This window comes from Massilia sp. Mn16-1_5 (assembly GCF_004798585.1).
GTDB lineage: Bacteria > Pseudomonadota > Gammaproteobacteria > Burkholderiales > Burkholderiaceae_D > Telluria.
In genome coordinates this window covers 1-21,417 of record NZ_PPXQ01000016.1, presented here as the reverse complement: position 1 = coordinate 21,417, position 21,417 = coordinate 1, and the positions used below count along the sequence as shown (strand labels likewise).

The following is a 21,417-nucleotide window of genomic DNA, read 5'->3' as shown; positions in this document are numbered from 1 at the left end:
TCAGCGTTGGTCCTTGTACCAGCCATATTCCCACTGCCACGGCATGTCGGTCTCGCCCAGCACCAGGCGCGCCAGTTCCGGATAGATGCGCTCGGCGCGCACGTCGTTCGCCAGCATCACCACGCAGCGCTGCCCGTTTTCCAGGCACAGCACCAGGTTACCGGTCGTGTCGTTGTGGCCGCCCTTGAACCAGCCGGCGCCGCTGCGGTCGCGGAAGCTCACCAGTCCCAGTCCGGCCGCGAGACCCGCCACCGGTACGGCGGCCTCCGGTGCCAGCGTCGGGAACTGGTGCGCCGAGCGGATCGGCAGCTGGGCGCGGATCAATTCGGCGCGCGCCTGCGCGGACAAGCCCTCGCCGCGCATGATGCCGGCCCACAGGCGCGCCTGGTCGGCGATCGTCGTGTCCATCGAACCGGCCGCGCTGACCCGGCTGCGCTCGTCGTGCGGCTCCAGCTTGCCTTGCAGGTCGTAACCGTCGGCCAGGCGGCCGGCGAAGTCGGCGCGCCACATCATGCTGGTGTCGCGCATCTTGAGGCGGTCGAACACGCGCCGCTGCATCTCCTTCCCCGCATCGAGCCCGAGCCCTTGCTCGACGATCAGCTGCAGCAGATAAAAACCTTCGCCGGAATAGGCGTAGCGCGTGCCGGGCGTGAAATGGATGCGCAGGCGCTTGTCCGGTTCCAGCCAGCGGAAGTTGGCGAAGCCGGCGCTGTGGGTGAGCAGGATGCGCGGCGTCAGCAGGCGCCAGCGCGGGTCCTGCGCCAGGTCGGCATAGCCCTGGTCCTTGCCGGTGTAGTCGGGCAGGGGCCGCGGCAGAAGAGAAGTGAGCGGCGCGTCGAGGTCGAGTTTTCCCTCGTCGGCCAGCTGCAGCAGCAGGTAGGCGAACGCGGTTTTCGTGAGCGAGGCGCCGTACAGGATGCTGTCGCTGCGCAGCGGCTGGCGCTGTTCGGCATTGCGCCAGCCCCAGGTCCGCACTTCGACCACCTCGCCGCGGTCGATCACGGCCAGCGCCAGCCCCTGCACTTTTTCGCGCGCCATCAGATTCGACACCGCGGCGTCGTCCGGGACCCGCGCGCGCGGCGCCAGCTGGGCGCAGGCCGCCAGCAGCGTCGCCGCCGCCAGCGCTGCGACGGTGCTGCGCAAGAAGCTCACGGTCCGCCGGCCAGCACCTTGTCCGGCGTGATCGGCGTACTGCGGATGCGTTTACCGGTCGCGTGGTAGATCGCGTTGCTGACCGCCGCCGCCACGCCCACCAGGCCGATCTCGCCCACGCCCTTGGCACCCAGGCGGCTGACGATGCGGTCGTCTTCTTCGACGAAGAGGACGTCGATGTCGTGGATGTCGGCATTCACGGCCACGTGGTATTCGGACAGGTTGTGGTTCATGAAGCGCCCGAAGCGGTGGTCGGTATGGCTTTCCTCGTGCAGCGCCTGGCTGATGCCCCAGACCACGCCGCCGACGATCTGGCTGCCGGCCGTCTTGGTATTCATGATGCGGCCCGCCGCAATGGCGCTGACCACGCGCGTCACGCGCACGATGCCGAGTTCCTCGTCGACCCGCACCTCGACGAAGACGGCGGAATGAACCATGCGCCGGAATTTGCGCTGCTTGAGCATCTGCGGCAGCATCAAATACTTTTCCTCGATCCGCTCGCGGCCCGCGTGGCGCACGATGGCGCTCAGGGCGATGAAGGTGGCCGGGTCCTTTTTCAGGCGCATTACGCCGCCCGCGAACTCGACATCTTTTAAACGCTTGTTACGGAACGGCGAATCCGGGTCGGACTGCGCATGGCGCAACAAGGTCAGGCGCAGCTTGTCGCACACGCCGGCGACCGCCGAGCCGACCGTGGTCACGTGCGAGGAGCCGCCCTCTACCGGCGCGGCCGGCAGGGTCGAGTCGCCCAATTGAAAAGTCACGCGTTCGAGCGGCAGGCCCATGGCCTCGGCCGCGATCATCGCCATCACGGTATAGGTGCCGGTGCCGATGTCGGTCGCCGCGCTCGAGACCACGAGTCGACCGTCCGCATGCATCACGGCGCTGGCACGCGCGAACATCTGCAGCGCATCCCAGGCGCCGGTCGCCATGCCCCAGCCGACCCACTCCTCTCCCTCCTTGCGCGAACGCGGCGCCAGCGGCCGCTGCGACCAGCCGAATTTCTCGGCGCCTTGCTGATAACAGGCGCGCAGTTCCTTGCTCGAATACGGCTTGTCGTCGACCGGAGAACGCTCGGCGTAGTTTTTCAGACGCAGGCTCAAAGGGTCCATTTTCAGCGCATAGGACAGCTCGTCCATCGCCACTTCCAGCGCATGCATGCCGTGCGCGGCGCCCGGCGCGCGCATGTCCATCGGCGTGTACTGGTCGAGTTTCACCAGTTTATAGCCGAGCTTGATGTTGTCGCAGGCGTAGAGCAGGCCGGACCAGTTGACGACGACTTCGACGTAATCCTCGAGGCGCGAGGTTTCGCCGATCGCCTCGTGCTGGATCGAGGTCAAGGTGCCGTCGCGCTCGGCCGCCAGTTTGACCCACTGCACCGTCTCGGGACGGTGGCCGAAGCTGAACATCTGCTGGCGCGTGAGCGTCACGCGCACCGAACGTTTCAAATGCAGGGACGCCATCACCGCCAGGGGCAGCTGGTATTGTGGACGCAGGCCGGAACCGAAGGCGCCGCCCACATACGGGTTGCGCACCGTGACCTTGTCCTTCGAGAGGCCGAACACGTGCGAGACGTACCAGCGGCTGTTCTGCGAACTCTGCGTCTTGTCGTAGATCGTCAGGTGGCCGTCCTCGCCACGAATGACGGTCGATGCGAACAGCTCCAGGGGATTATGATGCTCGACGCCGTGATGGAACTCGGCCTCGATTTTGACGGGCGCCGCCTGGAAGGCTTTCTCGGCATTGCCCTTTTCCGGCGGCGGCGGCTCGAAGCCGGCGCGCAGGGGGATCGGCTTGTGGGCGCGCTCCAGGTTGGCCGTCAGGCGCGTGTCGTATTCGGCTTCCTCGTAGCGCACGCGCACCAGGGCCGCCGCGCGACGCGCCGCTTCGAAGCTCTCGGCCAGCACCAGCGCCACCGGCTGGCCGTTGTAGATGATGTGCTCGTTGTAGAAGGGCCGGAAGGGCGAGCCGGGCGGCGCCGTCATGTCCTTGTAGGCGAGATCGACGGAGCGCATCTTCGGCCGGTTCAGGTGGCTCATCACCTCGACCACGCCCTCGATCTGCATCGCATCGAAGGTGTCGATGTCGAGGATGCGGCCACGGGTGATGGTGCCGCTGACGACCACGCCGTACAGCAGGTTCTCGGCCGGATGCTCGGCCGCGTAGCGGGCGGCGCCCGTGACCTTGGCGCGGCCGTCGACGCGCTTGACGTCGGTGCCGGTGACGACCGCCCCGGTACCCGGTTCGGCCACGGGTGTTTTTAAGGCCTGGATCAGGTCAGTCATGCGCTTCTCCGGTGTTGGTGACGGTGCCGCGCACCGCGGTCTGCAGCGCGCGCACGATGGCTTTTCTCGCCAGTCCTATCTTGAAATCGTTGTGGCCCTGGCCGACGGCGCCCTCCAGCAGCAGGTCCGCCACGCGGCCGAACAGCATCGGGTCTTCCTTCTGCCCCTCCAGCAGCGCTTCGGCCTCCGGCTTGCGCCAGGGTTTATGGGCGACCGAGCCGAGCGCGATGCGCGCACTGCGGATCACGCCGTCCGCACCGATGTCGAGCGCCGCCGCCACCGAGACCAGGGCAAAAGCGTAGGACAGGCGCTCGCGCACCTTGATGTAGGCCGAGTGCGCCGCGTAGCGACGCGCGTCGGGCAGCGAGATATGGGTGATCAGCTCGTCCGCTTCGAGCACGGTGTCGTACTGCGGCGCGTCGTCGGGCAGGCGGTGGAATTCGGCGAAGGGGATTTCTCGCTTGCCGCGCGCCGATTCCACGTGCACCGTCGCTTCCAATGCGGCCAGCGCCACGCACATGTCGGACTGGTGGGTCGCGATGCAGTACGGGCTGGCGCCGAGGATCGCGTGCTGGCGCGTCACGCCGCCGATGGCCGAGCAGCCGCTGCCCGGATCGCGCTTGTTGCAGGGCGTGCCGAGGTCGTAAAAGTAGTAGCAGCGGGTGCGCTGCAGCAGGTTGCCGGCATTGCTCGCCATATTGCGCAGCTGGGGAGAGGCGCCGGCCAGGATCGCGGCGGTGAGCAGCGGATAGCGCTCGCGCACCAGCGGGTGGTAGGCGGTATCGGCATTCCGCGCGGTGGCGCCCAGTTTCAGGCCGTCGCCTTCTTCTTCGATGGCGTCGAGCGGCAGGCGGTTGATGTCGACCAGGCGGCTCGAGACCATCACGCCCTCTTTCATCAGGTCGATCAGGTTGGTGCCGCCGGCAATGAAGCGTACGGCTTCGCCGGCGAAGCTGGCGTTGTGCGCCACCTGGGACAGCGCAGCCTCGGCGCTGTCGGCTTGGGAAAAGGTAAATGGGTTCATGCCGGCACCGTTCCCGGCACGATCGCGTGCACCGCATTGTCGCCATCCTTGATGCCGGCCACCGCGCAGACGGCCTTGCGGATACCCGGATAGGCGCCGCAGCGGCAGACGTTACCGCTCATCAGTTCGCGCACGTCGGCCACGGTTTTCGCCTGCCCTTCGTTGATCAGGCCGACCGCCGAGCAGATCTGGCCCGGGGTGCAGTAGCCGCACTGGAAGGCATCGTTGTCGATGAAGGCTTGCTGCAGGGGGTGCAGCTTGCCCTCTTCGGCGAGGCCTTCGATGGTGGTGATCTCGCGGCCGTTCTGCATCACGGCCAGGGTCATGCAGGAGTTGATGCGCTTGCCGTCGACGAGGACGGTGCAGGCGCCGCACTGGCCGTGGTCGCAGCCCTTTTTCGAGCCGGTGAGATCGAGGCGCTCGCGCAGCAGGTCGAGCAGGGTGACCCACGCTTCGATCTGCATTGCGTGTTCCTGGCCGTTGATGCGCAGGGTGAGCGGGTAGCGCTCGGGAGCGGTCATGGTGGATCCTTTCTGGATGGTTCGGACGCGCCGGTCCCGGCGCAGGCGGCAGGCAGCGCAGAATGGGTTGTCATTCCGTTACGACCATCTTAGTAGCAAGGACCAGCTAACCGGCGCACAATTAGCTGCGGCTAATTCATGCAGCGAGAGCTCAGGCGAGATAGCTTGCCAGCCCGAACTGATCGATAAATTCGAGCAAGGCGCTGAGGGCCGCGGGGCGGTGGCTGCGGCCGGGATAGACGGCGTAATACGTGTTGTCGGTGGGCGGGTACGAGGGCAACACCAGCTGCAGGCTGCCGTCGAGCAGGGCCTCGCGCACCATGAACCAGGGCAGCAAGGCGATGCCGGCGCCGGCCAGCGCCAGGCCGCGCAGCGTATTCAGGTTGTTGGCACGCAGCGGAGATTCGGCGGCGGACAAGTGGACCACCTTGCCGTCGGCATGCAGCGGCCATTGCGGCAAGACGTCGTGCAGCAGCAGGCGATGGCGCGACAAGTCAAGCGGGTGCTGGGGCGCGCCGTGCGTGGCCAGGTAGGTATTCGATGCGACCAGCACGCGGCGTACCGCCCCCACGCGGCGCGACACGAAAGAGGAATCGGCCAGCTGGCCTGTTCTCAGGGCCAGGTCGATGCGTTCGGCGACCAGGTCGAGGTGGGCGTCGGTGATTACGCATTCGACGGTGACGGCCGGATGGCGCGCATGGAAAGCGGCCAGCAAGGGCGGCAGCAACAGGATGCCGGAAGCTTCCGGAGCGGTCAGGCGCAGGTGGCCGGCCGGCTCTTCGCGCAGGCGAGAGATCGCCGCGTCGGCTGCGTTGGCGGCATCGAGCATGGCCTGGCAATGGCTTAGATAGACCTGGCCGGCGGCGGTGAGGCTGAGGCGGCGTGTGGTCCGGTGCAGCAGGCGCACCCCGAGTCCGCTTTCCAGTTCGGCGACGCGCGCGCTGACCGTCGATTTCGGAACGCCGGCGATCTGCGCCGCCTGCGTAAAACTGCCGCTGGCCGCCACCTGGGCGAACAAGGCCATGGCATCGAGTTTCATTGTTCGCTCCGCTGGATAGTCTTTCCGGATTATAAGGTCTAATCAGCGCAATCCTGAGCCGCTACACTGAACTTCATTCAACACTGACAAAGGACCATCATGAAAGCCATTGCCGCCTACGCATCCCTGCCTGCGGATAACGAACTCGCCCTGCAGGACATCACGCTGCCTGACCCTGTCGCGACCGGTCACGACCTGCTGGTCGAAGTACACGCCGTGTCCGTGAATCCGGTCGACACCAAGGTACGCCGCGGCTTGCCGGCGCAGGCGCAAGCGGAACCAAAAGTGCTGGGCTGGGATGCGAGCGGCATCGTGCGCGCTGTCGGCCCCGAAGTGACGCTGTTCCGCCCGGGCGACCGGGTTTGGTATGCGGGCGCCATCCACCGCCCCGGCAGCAACAGCGAACTGCACCTGGTCGACGAGCGCATCGTCGGCCGCATGCCGGCCAGTCTCGGCTTCGCCGAGGCGGCGGCGCTGCCGCTGACGGCAATCACGGCCTGGGAAATGCTGTTCGACCGCCTCGGCCTGCAGCTGGGCGGCCATGAAGGCGAAAAACTGCTGGTGGTGGGCGCCGCCGGCGGCGTCGGGTCGATCATGGTGCAGCTGGCGCGCCAGCTGACCGGTATTACCGTGATCGGCACCGCTTCGCGTCCGGAAACGCGCGAATGGGCACGCATCTTCGGTGCGCACCATGTGGTCGACCACAGCGTGTCCATCGACAAGGCATTGAGCGACGCGGGCCTGGGCGAAGTCCATTACGTAGCCAGCCTGACCCATACCGATAAACATTTCGCGGCCCTCGTGAATGCGCTCAAGCCGCAAGGAAAACTCGCCCTGATCGACGATCCGGAACCGATCGACGTGCGCCTGCTGAAGCGCAAGAGCATCTCGCTGCACTGGGAACTGATGTTTACCCGCTCCCTGTTCACTACCCCGGACATGCAGGCCCAGCACCGCTTGCTGAACGAAGTGGCGCAACTGGTCGACGACGGCCGCATCCGCACGACGCTGGCCCAGAACATGGGTACGATCAACGCGGCGAATCTACGCCGGGCCCACGCTTTTATCGAAAGCGGCGCGGCCAGCGGCAAGGTGGTTCTGGAAGGCTTTTAAAAAGAAGGACAGCTTTTAGAAACGAAAGCCCGATTTTTCGGGCTTTTTTATTGTCTCTCGGCATTTTTTAAGCCACTAAAAAGATGCCGAAAAAAGCAGCAAAACATCGGTCATATCGTTTATATGGTTAATACAAATTAAACGATTTATATTGTATGTTTACTGTGCGTTGCCGAGGGCGTCCGACAGCGGCGAGGTGCAGCGTTGCACGGTGACCAGGGCGTTGATGGCGCGCTTGTGCTCTTCCAGCGAGGGCAGTCCGAGCCGCTTGCGGCGCGCCTCGACCCGTGCCAGGTCGTCCAGCAGAAAGTAATCCCAGCCGCAGCCGGCGACCTGGCGCAACTGGGTGCCGTAGCGCTGCGGGCGCCCTTCCTGCACCGCCAGCCGGTCGGAGGCGGCCGCCAGGTGCATGGCCGAAGCTTCGCCATCGAGCACGGCCAGTTCGAGCTGGCGCACCACCTGGCGCTGGAAGGCGATATCGCTTCTCGCCTGCTGGGCGATCAACCAGGCGGCGCGCGCCGCCTGCACCCCTTCGACGCTGCGCCGCGGCCAGCCGCAGGCCGTCATCCAGGCGCTCAGGCGTTCGGCATTCGCCCGCTCCACGCCTTCCAGCGCCGTGCGCCGCTCGCTTGCTGCCGCGTCAATCGGGGCGGCCAGGTAATCGACCTGGCTGCGCAGGCTGTCGGCTGCTTCCACCATGGCAGTGAGCTCGCCGGCATAGGCGGCGCAGCTGGATGCAGCGTGCAACGGCGCCGTCACAAACGCGGCGAACAGGGAAACCAGCAGGTGCAGGGTGCTTCGCATTGTCATTCTCATCAGATCCAATGCATAAAGCCTAACATAAGGCGTGCGCTTGGCAAGCGGCGGGAATCGCATAATGATGGGACCCGCATCCGGCCCGGAGACTCTCATGCGCGCGCCCTGGTTCCCCTTATTCCTGGCATGGGCCAGCCTGCCCTCGTTCGCTGCCGAGCTGGACGACGACGCCCTCTGGCAGAAACTGCGCGCCGGCGGCGTGACGGTCCTGATGCGTCATGCGGCCACCACACCCGGGATCGGCGACCCGCCCGGCTTTACACTGAACCAGTGCGCCACCCAGCGCAACCTGTCGGATAAAGGCCGCCAGGACGCGCGGGCGATCGGCGCCGCCTTCAAGGAGCGCGGCGTGAATCCGGGCGCGGTCTGGTCGAGCCGCTGGTGCCGCTGCCTGGATACGGCGAAACTGGCGTTCGGGCGCGCCGAGCCGGAACCCAGCCTGGATTCGATGTTCAAGGACGACGACAAGGCAGCGTCCGCCAAGCTGCGCGACCTGCGCGCCCGCCTGGCTGCGCGCCGCGAGACGACGCCGCTGGTGCTGGTCACCCACGACGTCAACATCCGCGCCCTCACCGGCGCCTCGTTGGCGCCCGGGGAAATGGTGTTGACGATCCTGCGCGACGGAAAGCTCGAGCCGATCGGGCGCCTGTCGATGCCGGCGCGTGACACGGCCACGGCACGATAGACGCAGGCACACGCGACGCGGCCGTTCGGGCGTAGAATCGGGCGGGTCGCATACCGGGAGAGACGTCATGCAACGATTGACCCTGTTTGCCGCCGGGCTGGTCCTCAGCACCGGCGCACTTGCCCACCACGGCTGGAGCGAATACCAGTCCGACAAGCCGCTCGACCTGAGCGGCACCATCGAGCAGGCCGGCTACGAGCAGCCGCACGGCTTCGTACGCCTGAAAACGGCCGACAACAAAACCTGGCTCGTGGTGCTGGCGCCGCCCTCGCGCATGGAAAGCCGCGGGCTGGCCAGGGAGATGCTCAAGCCGGGCCAGCGCGCCACGGTGCACGGTTATCCACACCGCAGCAAGAGCGACGAACTGCGCGCCGAAAACATCACGATCGAGGGCAAGAAGACGGAGCTGCGCTGATGGCGGCCGGTGCCGGCGTGTTCGAGGCGCTGGCGGCTACCCCCTTGTCGATCGCGATGCGCGAAGGCGCCTGGCTGTATCCGATCGTCGAGATCGTCCACATCGCGGGTTTCGCCGTGCTGGTCGGCAGCGTGGTGCTGTTCGACCTGCGCGTGCTCGGGTTTGCCCCTACGCTGCCGGTGGCCGACCTCGGCCGGCACCTGCTGCGCTGGGCGCTGGCGAGCCTGATATTGGTGATTCCGGCCGGGCTGCTGCTGTTCAGCGCCCATCCGGTCGAGCTGGCGAACAATCGCGTTTTTCTTCTAAAACTGGTGCTGATCGCCCTCGCCGGCCTGAACGCGCTCGCCTTTCATTTGCTGCCCTACCGCAGCGTGGCCGGCTGGGACCGCGAACACGCCGCGCCGCCGCTGGCCCGGGTTGGGGCCGCGCTGTCGATCCTGCTCTGGTTGGGCGTCATCACCTGCGGGCGCATGCTGGCCTATGTATAGCTGCGGCCGTGCCCGCCTCATGCTACAGTGATCGCCTCGCATAACCGCTCCATTCCAGCATGCTGAAACCTGCCGCCCTCGCCGCCCTCGTCCTCTCGAGCTGCGCCTGCAGTGCCGCCATGGCGGCCATTCCCGTCTACGGCTTCATCGTCAAGAACACCTATCCGCACGATCCGCAGGCGTTCACGCAAGGCCTGTTCTTCCGCGACGGCCACCTGTACGAGACGACCGGCCTCACCGGCCGCTCGACGCTGCGCCGCATCGAACTGAAAACCGGCAAGGTGCTGCAAAAGGCGGAATTGCCGAAGGACGTGTTCGGCGAAGGCTCGACGGCATTTGGCGACAACATCCTGGGCCTGACCTGGCAATCGAAGACCGGCTATGTATTCGACGCCAAGACCTTCGCCATGAAAGCGCGCTTCCCCTATGAGGGCGAAGGCTGGGGCCTGGCCAGCGATGCGAAAAACGTCTACATGAGCGACGGCAGCGCGAATATCCGCGTACTCGACCCGAACAGCCTGAAGGAAGTACGCCGGGTCCAGGTCACGGCAGAAGGCAAGCCGATCGATTCCCTGAATGAACTCGAAATCGTCGACGGCGAACTGTATGCGAACGTCTGGGGCACCGACGTCATCGCCCGCATCGACCCGGCCAGCGGCAAGGTGACCGGCTGGATCGACCTCACGAACTTGCTGCCGCGCGACAAACGCGGCACCAGTTCGGTCGACGCGGTGCTGAACGGCATCGCCTATGATGCCAAGCACCGCAAGCTCTACGTGACCGGTAAATTCTGGCCGAAACTGTTCGAAATCGAACTGGTGCGTTTCGAGGGCCGCTGAACGCTCAGCCGGTGACGCTGATCACCACTTTGCCGAAGTGCGAGCCCGATTCCATGTAGCGATAGGCCTCTTTCGCTTCGTCGAACCCGAACACGCGATCGACCACTGGCTTGATCCCGCTGGTCGCCGCGAAACTCATCACCTGTTCCAGCATCCTGCGGCTGCCCACGAAAATGCCGACCATGCGCTTGGCGCCGGCGAGTAAGGTCGCCGGATTGACTTCGCCCCCGAAACCGCTGACGCCGCCGATGATGGCGACGCTGCCGCCCATCGCGCAGGATGCCACCGAGCGGTTGACGGTGCCCTGCCCGCCTACTTCCAGCACCACGTCGGCACCCGCGCCGTGGGTGGCGCGCAGGACTTCTTCCTGCCATTCGGGAATCGTGCGGTAATTGATCGTGTGGTGGGCGCCCAGCTCGCGGGCGCGCTGGAGCTTCTCGTCGCTGGAAGAGGTGATGATGGTGCGCAGCCCGGCCGCCTTAGCCAGCTGCAAGCCCAGCACCGAGACGCCACCTGTCCCCAGCAGCAGCACGGTGTCGCCCGGTTTGATGGCATTGCTCGACTCGAAGATCGCGTTCCAGGCGGTGACGCCGGCGCAGGGCATGGTCGATGCCTCCACATAGCTCAGCTGCGGCGGAATTTTTGCCAAGGCATCCTCGTGCAGCACGACTTCCTCGGCCAGCATGCCGTCGATGTCGCCGCCCAGCGCGTGGCGGATTTTAGTGGGCGAGGTGCGCCCGTCCTGCCAGTAGGGGAAGAAGGAAGCGGCGACGCGGTCGCCTACCTGCAGGCGCGTGACGCCATGGCCGACGGCCAGGACTTCGCCGGCGCCGTCCGAGCAGGGGATGATGGGGTCGTCGACGTTCACCAGATAATTGCCGCTGGCAACCATCAGGTCGCGGTAGTTCAGGGACACCGCGTGCACGCGCACCCGCACTTCGCCGAGCGCCAGTTCGCGTTCGGGAAAATTCACGCACCGTAGACCGTCGATGTTCTCGCCCGGCAGAATCTGGTAAGCCCGCATCGTCTACTCCTTGCTGGATGAATGCGGGCCATTCTACTGCGCCCGCTTGCAAGCCCTGTTCCGTTACATCGGTTTCGCCACCATCAGCCAGAAGATGATCACGAAGGCGGCAAAGGCGGGCACCCCCAGCGCCACCCAGGTTTTGAAGAGACGCCAGTACTGCGGCGGCAAGGCGGTATCGGTGCGCGCCGCTTCGGCGGCCAGGTCGCGCAGTCTCATCTGGATCCAGACCACCGGCAGCCAGCAGGCGCCCGCCAGCACGTACAGGGCCACCGACCACATGATCCATTTGCTGTGGAAGGGGTAACCCGCCAGGTGGATCATGTAAAAACCGGTGGCGGGCTGGATCACGGCGGTGGTGGCCGTGAAAACCCAGTCGGCGATCACGACGTTGCGGCTGACCACGGCGATCGCGCGCACGTCGCGGCTGATGTTGGCAAACAGCATGTACCACGCTGAGCCGATGCCGGTGCCGAACAGGAAGGTCGACGACAGGATGTGCAGCCATTTTATGACGACGTAATCCATTATTCTTCCATTTCGTAGAGAAGCCAGATGGCGGCCAGCATGGGCAGGTTTTTCGTTAAGGGCCCATAGGGATGCAGCAGGAATTCAGGCAACTTGAACGCTATCACGAGCGTATAAAAACCGATCAGGCCCAATTGTACGAGCCACAGCCAGCGCCGCCGCCGCAGGAACACGATGCCGAGACCGAGCAGCAGGTCGAAGCCGGCCGCGCCGTACAGCATCAGCGGCTGCAGGGACGGCGGGATGCCGCTGCGCGCCAACAAGTCGTAGCTGGCCTCGACCGGGTACAGGCCGAAGGAGACGATGGCCGTGATGATCCAGACCGCGACGATGCTCCAGCGCAAAATCGGCAGCAGCCAGCCCAGTTTTGCTTGCGTGCGTTCGGCGCGCGGATCGGTGACGAAGGCGGCAATCGGCGTCGGCGCACGGCCCAGCAGCTGGGTGATCGGAGCGACATCGCCCGTATTCCCGCGGTCGAGCATGCGCAAGGCCTCCTCGTCGAGCAGTGCGCCGGGCAGCCAGCGTCCGGCTTTCGCGAGCAGACGAGACAACAAGCCGGGCAGCGGCAGCACCAGCTGCCGTTTCATTCCCATGGCACTGCGCAGGCGCGCCAGGTAATCGGTGAACGACAGGGCCTCGGGCCCGACCAGCGGCACGCGCCGCGCCGTCGTGCCGGGTGGCAGCGGTAATCTGTGGCGCAGCAGGCCGATCATCGCCGCGACGACGTCGTCGATGTGCACCGGCTGCACCATTTGCGGCGCGCTGCCGAAGCGCACGGATACGGGCATGCTGGCCAGGGTTTTGAAGACCTGCGCGCTGGCGCCCTCCTTGCCGTAGACCAGGGAAGGTTGGACGATGTAGGCGCGCACCGGTAGCGCAGCCAGGTAGTCGTCGGCCGCCTTTTTCGACAAGTGATACGCACTGTCCGCTTCCGCATCGGCGCCCAGGGCCGAGAGCTGGATTACCAGGCGCACGTCCTCGGATTCGGCGCAGGCGGCGAACAGGGCGCGCGGCGCCAGCGTATGCAGGCGCTCGAAGCTTTGCCGGCCCGACTCCCTGAAAATGCCGACCGTGTTGATGACGGCGTCGACGCCTGACAAGCGCGCCAGCCAGATGGATTTGTCGGTATCGTTGGCAAAGTCAGCATGCACATAGCCCAGGCGTGGATCGCTGCTCTCTTTCGGAGTGCGCACCGCGCAGACGACGTGGTGGCCCTCAAGCAGCAGCGCCTGCAGCAGGTGCTGTCCGATGAAACCGCTGGCGCCTGTGAGCAAGATCCGCATGCAATTCCTTTCACCGAGTCGAGGATGAACACTATGGCAGATTGGTCAACTTCCATGCAACGCGGCCTGGTCGGCGGCGCCGCTTCCAGCATCGTTTCCACCGCCGCCCTGGCCCTGCTCGGGCGTCTCGAGGCCGGCAGCGCCTATGCGCCGACGAACGCCGTCAGCCACTGGATCTGGGGCGACGAGGCGGCCGAGCACGATGGTTTTTCGCTGAAATACACGATCACCGGCTATGCGATCCACCACCTCAGCGCCACCTTCTGGTCGGTCCTGTTCGAAAAGCTGGCCGGAGAAAAGCTTGACCACAAGGACTTGCGGGTGACCCTGGCCGCGTCCGCCGCCACCTCGGCGATCGCCTGCTTTGCCGATTACAAGATGACGCCCGAGCGCCTGAAGCCCGGCTACGAGAAGCGCCTGTCTAGAAAATCGCTGGCCGGCGTGTATGCCGCCTTCGCCGTCGGCCTGGCGCTGGGCGCGATGGTCCTGCGGCGCGACTGAACCCAGTCTAGAGCAGACGGGAAAAACATGCCGCCCTATGTCTATGTGCTCCTGCTGCATGGCGGGCTGGGCTTTCTCGACATCATCGTCAACCACGAGTTGCTGGCCAAGCTGCCGAAACGGGGCGACGCCGCGTCCGAAGAAGCGCTGCACGCCGCGCGCGAGACGATCTTCGCCCTTCTCTTCGGCTGCCTGGCCTGGTACCAGTGGCACGGCGCCTGGGTCTGGTTCGTTGCCGCGCTGCTGCTGGCGGAGGTGATCGTCTCCGCGTACGACGTCATTGTCGAGGGCGATACGCGTGTGCTGCCGGTGCCCGAGCGCGTGCTGCACCTGCTGCTGTTCATCAGTCTCGGCGTCTTGATCACCCTGATCGGGTATGCGCTGGTGTGGTGGCATGCCGACGCGACGGCGCTGGTGCGCGTCGATTACGGCTGGGCAAGCTGGGTGCTGACCGGGATGTCTGTGCTGTCGCTGGTCTGGGCCGTGCGCGATGGGGTCGCAGCAGGACGGCGCGAGAAGATCCCGGCAAGCATCGAATAAAAAACGCGCCCGGGAAAAAATCCCCGGGCGCGTTTTAGTACCCTCGGTTCAACTTAAAAAGCGTAGTTGGCGCGGGCGTAGACGAAGCGGCCCGAGCGGCCGAACGGCGAGTAGTTCGAGAATGGCGTGTTGCCGGTCGTGTTCAGGGCCGGCGGCAGCGTTTCCGGATACTGGTCGAAGACGTTGTCGGCACCCAGGGCCAGGGTCAGCTTCGGCGTCAGCGCATAGCGGCCTTCGAGGTCGACGATGGTCTTCGCACCCAGCTGGAAGTCGAAGGCGGCCGTTGTGCCCGGGGTCATGGTCTTGCCGTAGCGCGTGGCGCGCGCGGTGGCGCCCCAAGGCCCCAGTTTCCAGTTCAGGTTGGCGCTGAACTTGTTCTTCGGCTGGCCTTCTTCGATGGCGATGATGTTGGCGCGGTCGAACAGCACCGGCGCCGGATTCAGGGCCGCCAGCTGGGCCGTGACCGGGGTCTTGGTCACTTCCGTGCTGTTGAAATTGGCCGCCAGCGTGGTGTCGAAGCGTCCTGCCGCGCCGGCATTCACTGGCCAGTTCATGACGATGTCGACGCCGTCGGTGGTGGTGTTGACGCCGTTGATGAAGAAGCGGCCGCCGCCCACGCCGATGAAACCTTGCGAGGCGATGTAGTCGCGCACGTTCGCTTGCGTCAGGTTCTCCGACAGCACGATGCGGTCGCGGATTTTAATACGGTAGGCGTCCACCGTCAGGCTGATGCGGTCGAAGCGCAGCACCGCGCCGAGCGACAGGTTCACCGATTTTTCGGCGTCGAGCGGCTGGGCGCCCAGCGCCACGGCGACCGGGTCGGTCGGTTTAAAAGTCGTGATCTCGAACGGCACGCCGTTGATGAAATTGGTCGAGGTCGACGTAAAGTTCTGCTGCTGCGGCGACGGTGCGCGGAAGCCGTTCTGCAGCGAGCCGCGCAAGGCAAAACTCTTGGTGAAGTCGTAGCGGGCGGACAGTTTGCCGGCCAGGCTGTTGCCGAAGTCGGAATAATGTTCCGCGCGGATGGCGGCCGATGCCAGCAGCTCCGGCGTGATGTTCGCCTCCAGATCGACGAAGGCGCCGGCCGCGGTGCGGTGGGTGTCGACTTCGTTGGCCGGACGGAAGCCCGGGAACACCTGGGCGCCCGGTGCGGCCGGGGCGCCGCTGGCCAGGCGCTCGCCGAAGTAATCCCAGGACTCGCGCTCGCCGGCGAACAACTCGTAGCCTTCGCGCCGCACTTCGGTGCCGACCGCGATGTTCAGCGGAGACGAGAGACCTGCGACGTCGAGTTTGCGCACACCGGTCAGGTTGAAGACCAGCTGGTCGTAGGAAAAGCCGCCGGCATCGAATTCGGTCTTGCTGCTGGCGCCGATCGAGCGGTTCAGCGTGTTCTGGATCTCGAACTGCATCTTGTTCTTGCCGTAGCCGAGCGAGGTGTCGAGGTCCCAGTCGCCGATGGTCCAGGTCAGGCCGCCGGTCAGGGCAAAGTCGTCGACGATCGGGGCGATCACCGGCAGGAAGCCGTCCGGATAGATGGAGATGACGTTGCGGTCGTCGCGCGCCGTGCGGAAGAAACCGCTGGAACGTGCTTCGCGCTTCTGGTAGCTGGCCCAGCCGTAGGCCTTCATGCCGTTGCCGAGGTCGTTGCCGGCATTCGCGAACAGGGTCGTCTGCTGCATTTCCGGGTCGCCGTACCAGGCATTGAAACGATTGATCGTGTTTTCGCGCGGGTCGAAGGCGCCGTTGGCCAATCGCGGGTATTGCTGGCGCATGTCGTAGCCGCCGCGCTCGGTGCGCGATTGATCCTTGTATTCGGCGGCGATCGTCAGATGACCGGTCTCGCCGAGCGGCAGCCCTTTCCAGGCGCTGACCGTGGCGCTCTGGCCGTCGGTGCGCTCGCGTTTGGCCGGGCCGCTCCAGGTGCCGCCGGCCGGGGGCACGTCGTTGAACAGGTCGTATTCGGTGAAGCGCGCGCCATAGGTGACGCTCGCTTCGCCGCCGTCGCGGTCGGTGCGCAGGCGCAGATTGACGACGCCGGAGATGGCGTCCGAGCCGTACTGGGCGGCGGCGCCGTCGCGCAGCACCTCGATGTTTTTCACGATCGCGGTCGGGATCGTGTTCATGTCGACGGCCGCCGAGCCGCGGCCGACGGAACCGTTCAGGTTGACCAGGGCGGAGGAATGACGGCGCTTCGAGTTCACCAGCACCAGGGTCTGGTCGGGCGCCATGCCGCGCAGCGTGGCCGGGCGGATCGTATCCGTGCCGTCGGTCAGCGAAGGACGCGGGAAGTTCAGGGAAGGTAATGCAATCGACAGCGCCTGGTTCATCTCGGTGGTGCCGGTATTTTTCAGGGTGTCGGCCGAGATGATGTCGACCGCGGCGGCGGTGTCGAGCGCACTGCGGTTGGCCACGCGGGTACCGGTGACGACGACGGTGGCGGCGCTGCTTTCGGTACTGGTGTTTTCCTGGGCGTAGGCCGAGCCTGCAAACATCGCGGCGATCGACAGGGACAGCACCGTTTTCTTCGTGTTTCTTTGCATGGATCTTCCCTCACAAGGTGGTCTGAACGGCTATGGCTCAGTCCAGTCTGGAGGGCGCACCCGAGCATGTCAATTTGCAAGGAGTGCGATAGACCGAAATGCAACAGTTGTCTTTACGTCAGGCTGGCGTAAGGAAAATCGGCATTGCAGTGCAGCAAAGGTTTCAATGGGCCGCAGCCGTCTCCTTTTTGCCGCGCAGCTTGTTGACGAGGGTGACGACAATCACGACCAGCACGCCGACCAGAACCCCGACCAGGGCATCGAAGACGACCGGCCCGATCGCGTGCAGCATGCCGCCGATGGCCGGCACTTCGCCCATCGCCGTCGCCAGGCCTTCGGAATAGTGGTGCAGCGCTTCCCAGTTGTGGCTGATGATGCCGCCGCCGACCATGAACATGGCCGCCGTGCCGACGATCGACAGGAATTTCATCAGGCGCGGCGCCAGGGCCAGCAGCATGCCGCCCAGGCTGCGTGCGAAACCGCTCGTCTTTTTGCTCAGATACAGCCCGGCATCGTCGATCTTGACGATCCCGGCGACCAGACCATAGACGCCGATCGTCATCACCAGCGCAATGATGATCAGCACCGCCAATTGCTGCATGAACGGCATCTGCGACACCGTGCCCAGCGAGATGACGATGATTTCGGCCGAGAGGATGAAATCGGTGCGCACCGCGCCCTTGATCTTGTCCTTCTCGAGGGCGCACATGTCGACGTTCTGGTCGGCCAGCGCCCTGGCCAGCTCTTCCTTGTGGGCCGCATCTTCTTCCGGGCTGTGCAGGAATTTATGGGCCAGTTTTTCAGCGCCTTCGAAGCACAGGAAGGCGCCGCCGATCATCAGCAATGGAATGATCAGCCAGGGCACGAAGGCCGAGATCAGCAGCGCGGCCGGTACCAGGATCGCCTTGTTCATCAGCGAACCTTTGGCCACGGCCCAGACCACCGGCAGCTCGCGCGAGGAGTCGACGCCCGTGACCTGCTGCGCATTCAATGCCAGATCGTCGCCGAGCACGCCGGCGGTCTTCTTGGCCGCCACCTTGCTCATCACGGTGACGTCGTCGAGGACGGTAGCGATGTCGTCGAGTAACGCGAGCAAACTGCCTGCAGCCATGGAGTACTCCTGAGAATTAGCAATATGGCAGCATCTTAACCGAGCGCGGAGGCCGCGGGCACACGGTTCAGCGCGATAAATTGCGCTTCAGGCCCGAAAATCTGCAGCTCGTCGCTTTCGCCGCGCGGCCCGGTCGACAGATACGTATAGTCAGTATCGAAGGCTGCGGTACGCCAGCCTCGCCTTTGCCGATGGAGATGACGATGATACCGACCTCGACCCTGAACCCGAGCCAACCCCAGAATGCCGCCCCGCTGCGCCGCACGCGCCCGCCGAAGCGCAAGACGCGCATCACGATCTACCTCGACGACGAGGTGCTGAACGAGTTCCGCAATCTGTCCGAGCGCTGCGGCACCGGCTACCAGACCCTGATCAACGCCGCCCTGCGCACCCGCCTCGCGGCAGCCGGCGCCGAACCGAGCCTGCTCTGACAGGCTCGCTTTAAAAATGCCCGAAAAAACGGGCATTGGTGCAACACGGGGATATATAGGCGCGAGAAAGTTACATGTGGCAAACATTTGTGCTACTCTTTCCGCTCTTTCAACCCCGGAGGCACCATGAAAAAAGGCGAACTGATCGCGGAATTTGCCAAGCGTACCGAGATGTCGGGCACTGCGGCCAACAACGCGGTCAACACGATCATCGAGATCATCACTGAGCGTCTGAAAAAAGGCGACACGGTCGGCATCACCGGCTTCGGCACCTTCTCGGTGACCAAGCGCGCAGCGCGCAAGGGCCGCAACCCGGCAACGGGCGAAGTCATCAAGATCGGCGCATCGAAGACCCCGCGTTTCTCGGCTGGCGCTACCCTGAAGACTGCCGTTAATCCGCGCAAGAAGTAAACCCGCACGCCCTTTGGGCATCCGGTCATGGCGCCGCGGCATGAAGCCGCGCGCCATCCGTCTTTTCAGTTTCCCCGAATTCTCCCCATGTCCTTCGCCACCTGGATCGCCTTCGTCATCGCTGGCACCGTGATCGCCATTTCTCCCGGTTCCGGCGCCGTGCTGTCGATGTCGCACGGCCTGGCCTATGGCGTCAAAAAGGCCAGCGCCACCGTGCTCGGCCTACAGATCGGCCTGATCCTGGTGCTGGCGATCGCCGGCGCCGGCGTCGGCTCGCTGCTGCTGGCCTCGCCCACGGCTTTCTTCGTCGTCAAGGTGGTCGGTGCGCTGTACCTGATTTACCTGGGCGTGTCGCAATGGCGCTCGAAGGACCAGTCCGGCCCGCAGGCCAGCAGCGCGGGTCTCGCCGCCCATCCTTCCTTCGGCAAGCGCGTGCTGACCGGCTTCCTGACGAATGCGACCAATCCGAAGGGCATCATCTTCATGGTCGCGGTGCTGCCGCAGTTCATCTCGAAAGACGCGCCGCTGCTGCCGCAGCTGCTGATCCTGGGCGTGACCATGGTCACCATCGACAGCCTGGTGATGCACGGCTATGCGACGCTGGCCGCGTCGATGCAGCGCTTGTTCCGCGATCCGCGCGCGATGCGCATCCAGAACCGCTTCTTCGGCGCCGTATTGGTGGTGGTCGGATCGATGCTGTTCTTCGTGAAGCGCGCCGCCGCCTGAGGCAGCCTCATGTATCGGTTGTATATGAGTTGCAACCGACTGTAACCCCGATTGTCGTGGCCTGGGTGCTTGCGGTGTAATCAGGTCGACGCATTCCGTCCCACCCGCCTGGAGCCCATGATGAACCTCCGTTCGATGAAGTCCGCAACGCTGCTGGCGCTGGCGGTGTGTTCCACCTTGTGTTCTACGACTGCCCTGGCGCAGGAAGACCCGCCGGCCCGGGTCGGGCGCGTATCTCTCACCCAGGGGCAGGTCAGCGTCAGCAGCGAAGGCGAAGTCGCCAATACCGCGCTGGTGAACTGGCCGGTCACCTCGAACCAGACCATCTCCACGGCCCCCGGCGCCCGCACCGAATTGCGGATCGGCTCGAGCGCGATCCGCCTCGACGGTGACTCGGCCCTGGAAGTCGTCCAGCTCGACGACGAGAAACTGCGCCTGCGCCTGCACTACGGCAGCGCCAGCATCCGCGTCGTCAACGCGGAAGTCGCGGCCGGCTTCGAACTGACCACCCCGCAAACGCGCGTGCTGCTGCAGCAGCCGGGCCGCCTGCGCATCGACGCCGAACGCATGCAGGACACCAGCAGCATCCGCGTGTTCGACGGCGTCGCCGTGGTCGAGGGCAATGGCGAACGCCTGACCGTGCGCAGCGGCCGCAGCGCCGAGATGCAGGGCCTCGACCTGCGCATGACCCAGGCGATGACGGATGCCTTCGACGACTGGGCAGCCCTGCGCGACCGCGAATTCGATTCCGTACGCGCCACCCGTTATGTGCCGGCCGAGATGACCGGTTACGAAGACCTGGACCGCTACGGCAGCTGGACTGAGAACAGCGAATACGGCAGCGTCTGGCTGCCTGCCGTTTCCTCGAGCTGGGTGCCCTACCGCGACGGCCGCTGGACCTGGATTTCTCCCTGGGGCTGGACCTGGGTCGACAACGCGCCCTGGGGCTATGCGCCCTTCCATTATGGACGCTGGGTGCAGCTCAACAACCGCTGGGGCTGGGCTCCGGGCCGGCTCGAACGCTACCCGGTGTGGGCACCGGCCCTGGTCGGCTGGGTCGGCGGCGCCGGCTGGAGCATCGGCGTGAATACCATCGCCCAGGGCTGGTATCCGCTCTCGCCGTATGACCGCTTCGTGCCCGGCTACCGGCTGTCGGACCGCTACCTGCGCCGCCTGAATCCGCATGAGGGCAAATATGACGGCAAGCGCGACGGCCGTCATGATTACCGCCAGCGTGGCCTGACCGTGGTGCCGCAAGACCGCTTCGGCGGCCGCGGCGAAGTCGTGGTCAGACACGATGCGCTGGTGCGCCCGCCGGCCAACTGGCAAGGGGCGCCCGGCGCGCTGCCGCCGGCGCCGCGTCACTGGCGCGAGCGTGGCCAGGACGATGCACGCCGTAATGATGGCCGCGATGGCCGCTGGGAACGGCGCGACCGCGACGGCGATGGCCGTCCGGACGGCCGGCGCAATGATCGTGATGGGCACGATGGGCACGACGGCTGGCGCCGCCAGGCGGGACCCCAGCCGGCCCCGGTAACGACCACGCCGCCGCCCTCCTTCGTGCAATCGCCGCCGCCGCAATCGGGCTTCGTGCGCCAGCCGGGCGTGATCACCTCGCCGCCACCGCAACTCCAGCGCGACTGGCCCCAGCGCGAGGCACGCGAGGCCTTCGAGGATGGCCGGCGCCAGCGCTTCCAGCAGCGTGCCGAGCGCGAGACGCAGCCTCAGCCGCAACCACAGCCGCAGCCGTCGGCGCCGTTCGGCGCGCGCGGCAGCGTGGGCGCGGCAATGGAGGCGGCAGCCGCGCGCGCCCATGCGCAGGCACAGATGCCGCGGCCGGTCGTGACGGCGGTGACGCCACCGCCACCGCGCCCTGCACCGCCGCCCGCTCCGGCTCCTGCGCCGGCCCCCGCCGCCGCCGCCCCGGCGCCGCCACCCGGCCAGC

22 protein-coding genes are annotated in these 21,417 nt (G+C 65.6%); 11 read left to right on the top strand and 11 right to left on the bottom strand.

Features of this window, described 5'->3' with window-relative positions; all coding sequences use genetic code 11:
• The 5 genes from C2862_RS18685 to C2862_RS18665 form a co-directional block, all read right to left on the bottom strand.
• Positions 1-1,152, bottom strand: coding sequence for a serine hydrolase (locus C2862_RS18685; protein WP_229467511.1), 1,152 nt, complete (start codon positions 1,150-1,152; stop codon positions 1-3).
• Positions 1,149-3,437 (bottom strand): xanthine dehydrogenase family protein molybdopterin-binding subunit, encoded by a 2,289-nt coding sequence (locus C2862_RS18680; protein ID WP_136221650.1) that lies wholly within the window; start codon positions 3,435-3,437, stop codon positions 1,149-1,151. The genes C2862_RS18685 and C2862_RS18680 overlap by 4 nt, the downstream gene beginning before the upstream one ends.
• On the bottom strand, positions 3,430-4,461 hold the full coding sequence (locus tag C2862_RS18675) for a xanthine dehydrogenase family protein subunit M (RefSeq protein WP_136221649.1): 1,032 nt from the start codon (positions 4,459-4,461) through the stop codon (positions 3,430-3,432). Before C2862_RS18675 ends, C2862_RS18680 begins: the two co-directional genes overlap by 8 nt.
• Entirely contained in the window at positions 4,458-4,982 is a 525-nt protein-coding gene (locus tag C2862_RS18670) for a (2Fe-2S)-binding protein (protein WP_136221648.1), read from the bottom strand. Before C2862_RS18670 ends, C2862_RS18675 begins: the two co-directional genes overlap by 4 nt.
• A 151-nt stretch (positions 4,983-5,133) precedes the next feature.
• Positions 5,134-6,021 (bottom strand): LysR family transcriptional regulator, encoded by an 888-nt coding sequence (locus C2862_RS18665; protein ID WP_136221647.1) that lies wholly within the window; start codon positions 6,019-6,021, stop codon positions 5,134-5,136.
• Between the two features lie 99 nt (positions 6,022-6,120).
• On the opposite strand from C2862_RS18665, the gene C2862_RS18660 reads away from it, so the two are divergent.
• Entirely contained in the window at positions 6,121-7,134 is a 1,014-nt protein-coding gene (locus tag C2862_RS18660; protein ID WP_136221646.1) for a zinc-binding alcohol dehydrogenase family protein, read from the top strand.
• A gap of 159 nt (positions 7,135-7,293) precedes the next feature.
• Here the strand turns inward: C2862_RS18660 and C2862_RS18655 are convergent, their stop codons facing one another.
• Positions 7,294-7,938 (bottom strand): DUF6624 domain-containing protein, encoded by a 645-nt coding sequence (locus C2862_RS18655; RefSeq protein ID WP_136221645.1) that lies wholly within the window; start codon positions 7,936-7,938, stop codon positions 7,294-7,296.
• Positions 7,939-8,044: 106 nt separating this feature from the next.
• On the opposite strand from C2862_RS18655, the gene C2862_RS18650 reads away from it, so the two are divergent.
• The 4 genes from C2862_RS18650 (at position 8,045) to C2862_RS18635 (ending at position 10,377) form a co-directional block, all read left to right on the top strand.
• A complete protein-coding gene (locus C2862_RS18650) occupies positions 8,045-8,635 on the top strand; it encodes a histidine phosphatase family protein (protein WP_136221644.1) in 591 nt (196 codons plus the stop codon).
• A gap of 67 nt (positions 8,636-8,702) precedes the next feature.
• Positions 8,703-9,050, top strand: a complete 348-nt coding sequence (locus C2862_RS18645; RefSeq protein ID WP_136221643.1) for a DUF6152 family protein — start codon at positions 8,703-8,705, stop codon at positions 9,048-9,050.
• Positions 9,050-9,538, top strand: a complete 489-nt coding sequence (locus C2862_RS18640) for a DUF6644 family protein (RefSeq protein ID WP_136221642.1) — start codon at positions 9,050-9,052, stop codon at positions 9,536-9,538. The genes C2862_RS18645 and C2862_RS18640 overlap by 1 nt, the downstream gene beginning before the upstream one ends.
• Positions 9,539-9,597: 59 nt before the next feature.
• Positions 9,598-10,377 carry a glutaminyl-peptide cyclotransferase gene (locus C2862_RS18635; RefSeq protein WP_136221641.1) on the top strand — a complete coding sequence of 260 codons (780 nt, stop codon included), beginning with the start codon at positions 9,598-9,600 and terminating at the stop codon, positions 10,375-10,377.
• A gap of 4 nt (positions 10,378-10,381) precedes the next feature.
• Here the strand turns inward: C2862_RS18635 and C2862_RS18630 are convergent, their stop codons facing one another.
• The 3 genes from C2862_RS18630 to C2862_RS18620 form a co-directional block, all read right to left on the bottom strand.
• Positions 10,382-11,401 carry an NAD(P)-dependent alcohol dehydrogenase gene (locus C2862_RS18630; protein WP_136221640.1) on the bottom strand — a complete coding sequence of 340 codons (1,020 nt, stop codon included), beginning with the start codon at positions 11,399-11,401 and terminating at the stop codon, positions 10,382-10,384.
• A gap of 63 nt (positions 11,402-11,464) precedes the next feature.
• Positions 11,465-11,929, bottom strand: coding sequence for a DUF2269 domain-containing protein (locus C2862_RS18625; protein ID WP_136221639.1), 465 nt, complete (start codon positions 11,927-11,929; stop codon positions 11,465-11,467).
• Positions 11,929-13,212 carry an SDR family oxidoreductase gene (locus tag C2862_RS18620; protein WP_136221638.1) on the bottom strand — a complete coding sequence of 428 codons (1,284 nt, stop codon included), beginning with the start codon at positions 13,210-13,212 and terminating at the stop codon, positions 11,929-11,931. The genes C2862_RS18625 and C2862_RS18620 overlap by 1 nt, the downstream gene beginning before the upstream one ends.
• A 54-nt stretch (positions 13,213-13,266) precedes the next feature.
• On the opposite strand from C2862_RS18620, the gene C2862_RS18615 reads away from it, so the two are divergent.
• Positions 13,267-13,713 carry a hypothetical protein gene (locus tag C2862_RS18615; protein ID WP_229467510.1) on the top strand — a complete coding sequence of 149 codons (447 nt, stop codon included), beginning with the start codon at positions 13,267-13,269 and terminating at the stop codon, positions 13,711-13,713.
• Positions 13,714-13,740: 27 nt separating this feature from the next.
• A complete protein-coding gene (locus C2862_RS18610; RefSeq protein ID WP_136221636.1) occupies positions 13,741-14,253 on the top strand; it encodes a hypothetical protein in 513 nt (170 codons plus the stop codon).
• Positions 14,254-14,306: 53 nt separating this feature from the next.
• On the opposite strand, the gene C2862_RS18605 is transcribed toward C2862_RS18610, so the two are convergent.
• Together C2862_RS18605 and C2862_RS18600 are read right to left on the bottom strand one after the other, a co-directional pair.
• Positions 14,307-16,793 (bottom strand): TonB-dependent siderophore receptor, encoded by a 2,487-nt coding sequence (locus tag C2862_RS18605; RefSeq protein ID WP_136221635.1) that lies wholly within the window; start codon positions 16,791-16,793, stop codon positions 14,307-14,309.
• Positions 16,794-16,956: 163 nt separating this feature from the next.
• A complete protein-coding gene (locus C2862_RS18600; protein ID WP_136221634.1) occupies positions 16,957-17,904 on the bottom strand; it encodes a DUF808 domain-containing protein in 948 nt (315 codons plus the stop codon).
• A 203-nt stretch (positions 17,905-18,107) separates the two neighbouring features.
• On the opposite strand from C2862_RS18600, the gene C2862_RS18595 reads away from it, so the two are divergent.
• The 4 genes from C2862_RS18595 to C2862_RS18580 all read left to right on the top strand — a co-directional run.
• Entirely contained in the window at positions 18,108-18,335 is a 228-nt protein-coding gene (locus C2862_RS18595; RefSeq protein WP_136221633.1) for a BrnA antitoxin family protein, read from the top strand.
• 126 nt (positions 18,336-18,461) lie between these two features.
• A complete protein-coding gene (locus tag C2862_RS18590; RefSeq protein ID WP_136221632.1) occupies positions 18,462-18,746 on the top strand; it encodes an HU family DNA-binding protein in 285 nt (94 codons plus the stop codon).
• Between the two features lie 87 nt (positions 18,747-18,833).
• Positions 18,834-19,472, top strand: coding sequence for a LysE family transporter (locus C2862_RS18585; RefSeq protein WP_136221631.1), 639 nt, complete (start codon positions 18,834-18,836; stop codon positions 19,470-19,472).
• Between the two features lie 120 nt (positions 19,473-19,592).
• Positions 19,593-21,417: DUF6600 domain-containing protein (locus tag C2862_RS18580; RefSeq protein WP_168710109.1), on the top strand; the 1,825-nt coding region annotated here is incomplete at its 3' end.

Coding starts and splice junctions, on each gene's coding strand:
- C2862_RS18680 (WP_136221650.1), bottom strand. CDS start 3,437: ATGACTGACCTGATCCAGGCCTTAAAAACACCCGTGGCCGAACCGGGT.
- C2862_RS18675 (WP_136221649.1), bottom strand. CDS start 4,461: ATGAACCCATTTACCTTTTCCCAAGCCGACAGCGCCGAGGCTGCGCTG.
- C2862_RS18670 (WP_136221648.1), bottom strand. CDS start 4,982: ATGACCGCTCCCGAGCGCTACCCGCTCACCCTGCGCATCAACGGCCAG.
- C2862_RS18665 (WP_136221647.1), bottom strand. CDS start 6,021: ATGAAACTCGATGCCATGGCCTTGTTCGCCCAGGTGGCGGCCAGCGGC.
- C2862_RS18660 (WP_136221646.1), top strand. CDS start 6,121: ATGAAAGCCATTGCCGCCTACGCATCCCTGCCTGCGGATAACGAACTC.
- C2862_RS18655 (WP_136221645.1), bottom strand. CDS start 7,938: ATGCGAAGCACCCTGCACCTGCTGGTTTCCCTGTTCGCCGCGTTTGTG.
- C2862_RS18650 (WP_136221644.1), top strand. CDS start 8,045: ATGCGCGCGCCCTGGTTCCCCTTATTCCTGGCATGGGCCAGCCTGCCC.
- C2862_RS18645 (WP_136221643.1), top strand. CDS start 8,703: ATGCAACGATTGACCCTGTTTGCCGCCGGGCTGGTCCTCAGCACCGGC.
- C2862_RS18640 (WP_136221642.1), top strand. CDS start 9,050: ATGGCGGCCGGTGCCGGCGTGTTCGAGGCGCTGGCGGCTACCCCCTTG.
- C2862_RS18635 (WP_136221641.1), top strand. CDS start 9,598: ATGCTGAAACCTGCCGCCCTCGCCGCCCTCGTCCTCTCGAGCTGCGCC.
- C2862_RS18630 (WP_136221640.1), bottom strand. CDS start 11,401: ATGCGGGCTTACCAGATTCTGCCGGGCGAGAACATCGACGGTCTACGG.
- C2862_RS18625 (WP_136221639.1), bottom strand. CDS start 11,929: ATGGATTACGTCGTCATAAAATGGCTGCACATCCTGTCGTCGACCTTC.
- C2862_RS18620 (WP_136221638.1), bottom strand. CDS start 13,212: ATGCGGATCTTGCTCACAGGCGCCAGCGGTTTCATCGGACAGCACCTG.
- C2862_RS18615 (WP_229467510.1), top strand. CDS start 13,267: ATGCAACGCGGCCTGGTCGGCGGCGCCGCTTCCAGCATCGTTTCCACC.
- C2862_RS18610 (WP_136221636.1), top strand. CDS start 13,741: ATGCCGCCCTATGTCTATGTGCTCCTGCTGCATGGCGGGCTGGGCTTT.
- C2862_RS18605 (WP_136221635.1), bottom strand. CDS start 16,793: ATGCAAAGAAACACGAAGAAAACGGTGCTGTCCCTGTCGATCGCCGCG.
- C2862_RS18600 (WP_136221634.1), bottom strand. CDS start 17,904: ATGGCTGCAGGCAGTTTGCTCGCGTTACTCGACGACATCGCTACCGTC.
- C2862_RS18595 (WP_136221633.1), top strand. CDS start 18,108: ATGATACCGACCTCGACCCTGAACCCGAGCCAACCCCAGAATGCCGCC.
- C2862_RS18590 (WP_136221632.1), top strand. CDS start 18,462: ATGAAAAAAGGCGAACTGATCGCGGAATTTGCCAAGCGTACCGAGATG.
- C2862_RS18585 (WP_136221631.1), top strand. CDS start 18,834: ATGTCCTTCGCCACCTGGATCGCCTTCGTCATCGCTGGCACCGTGATC.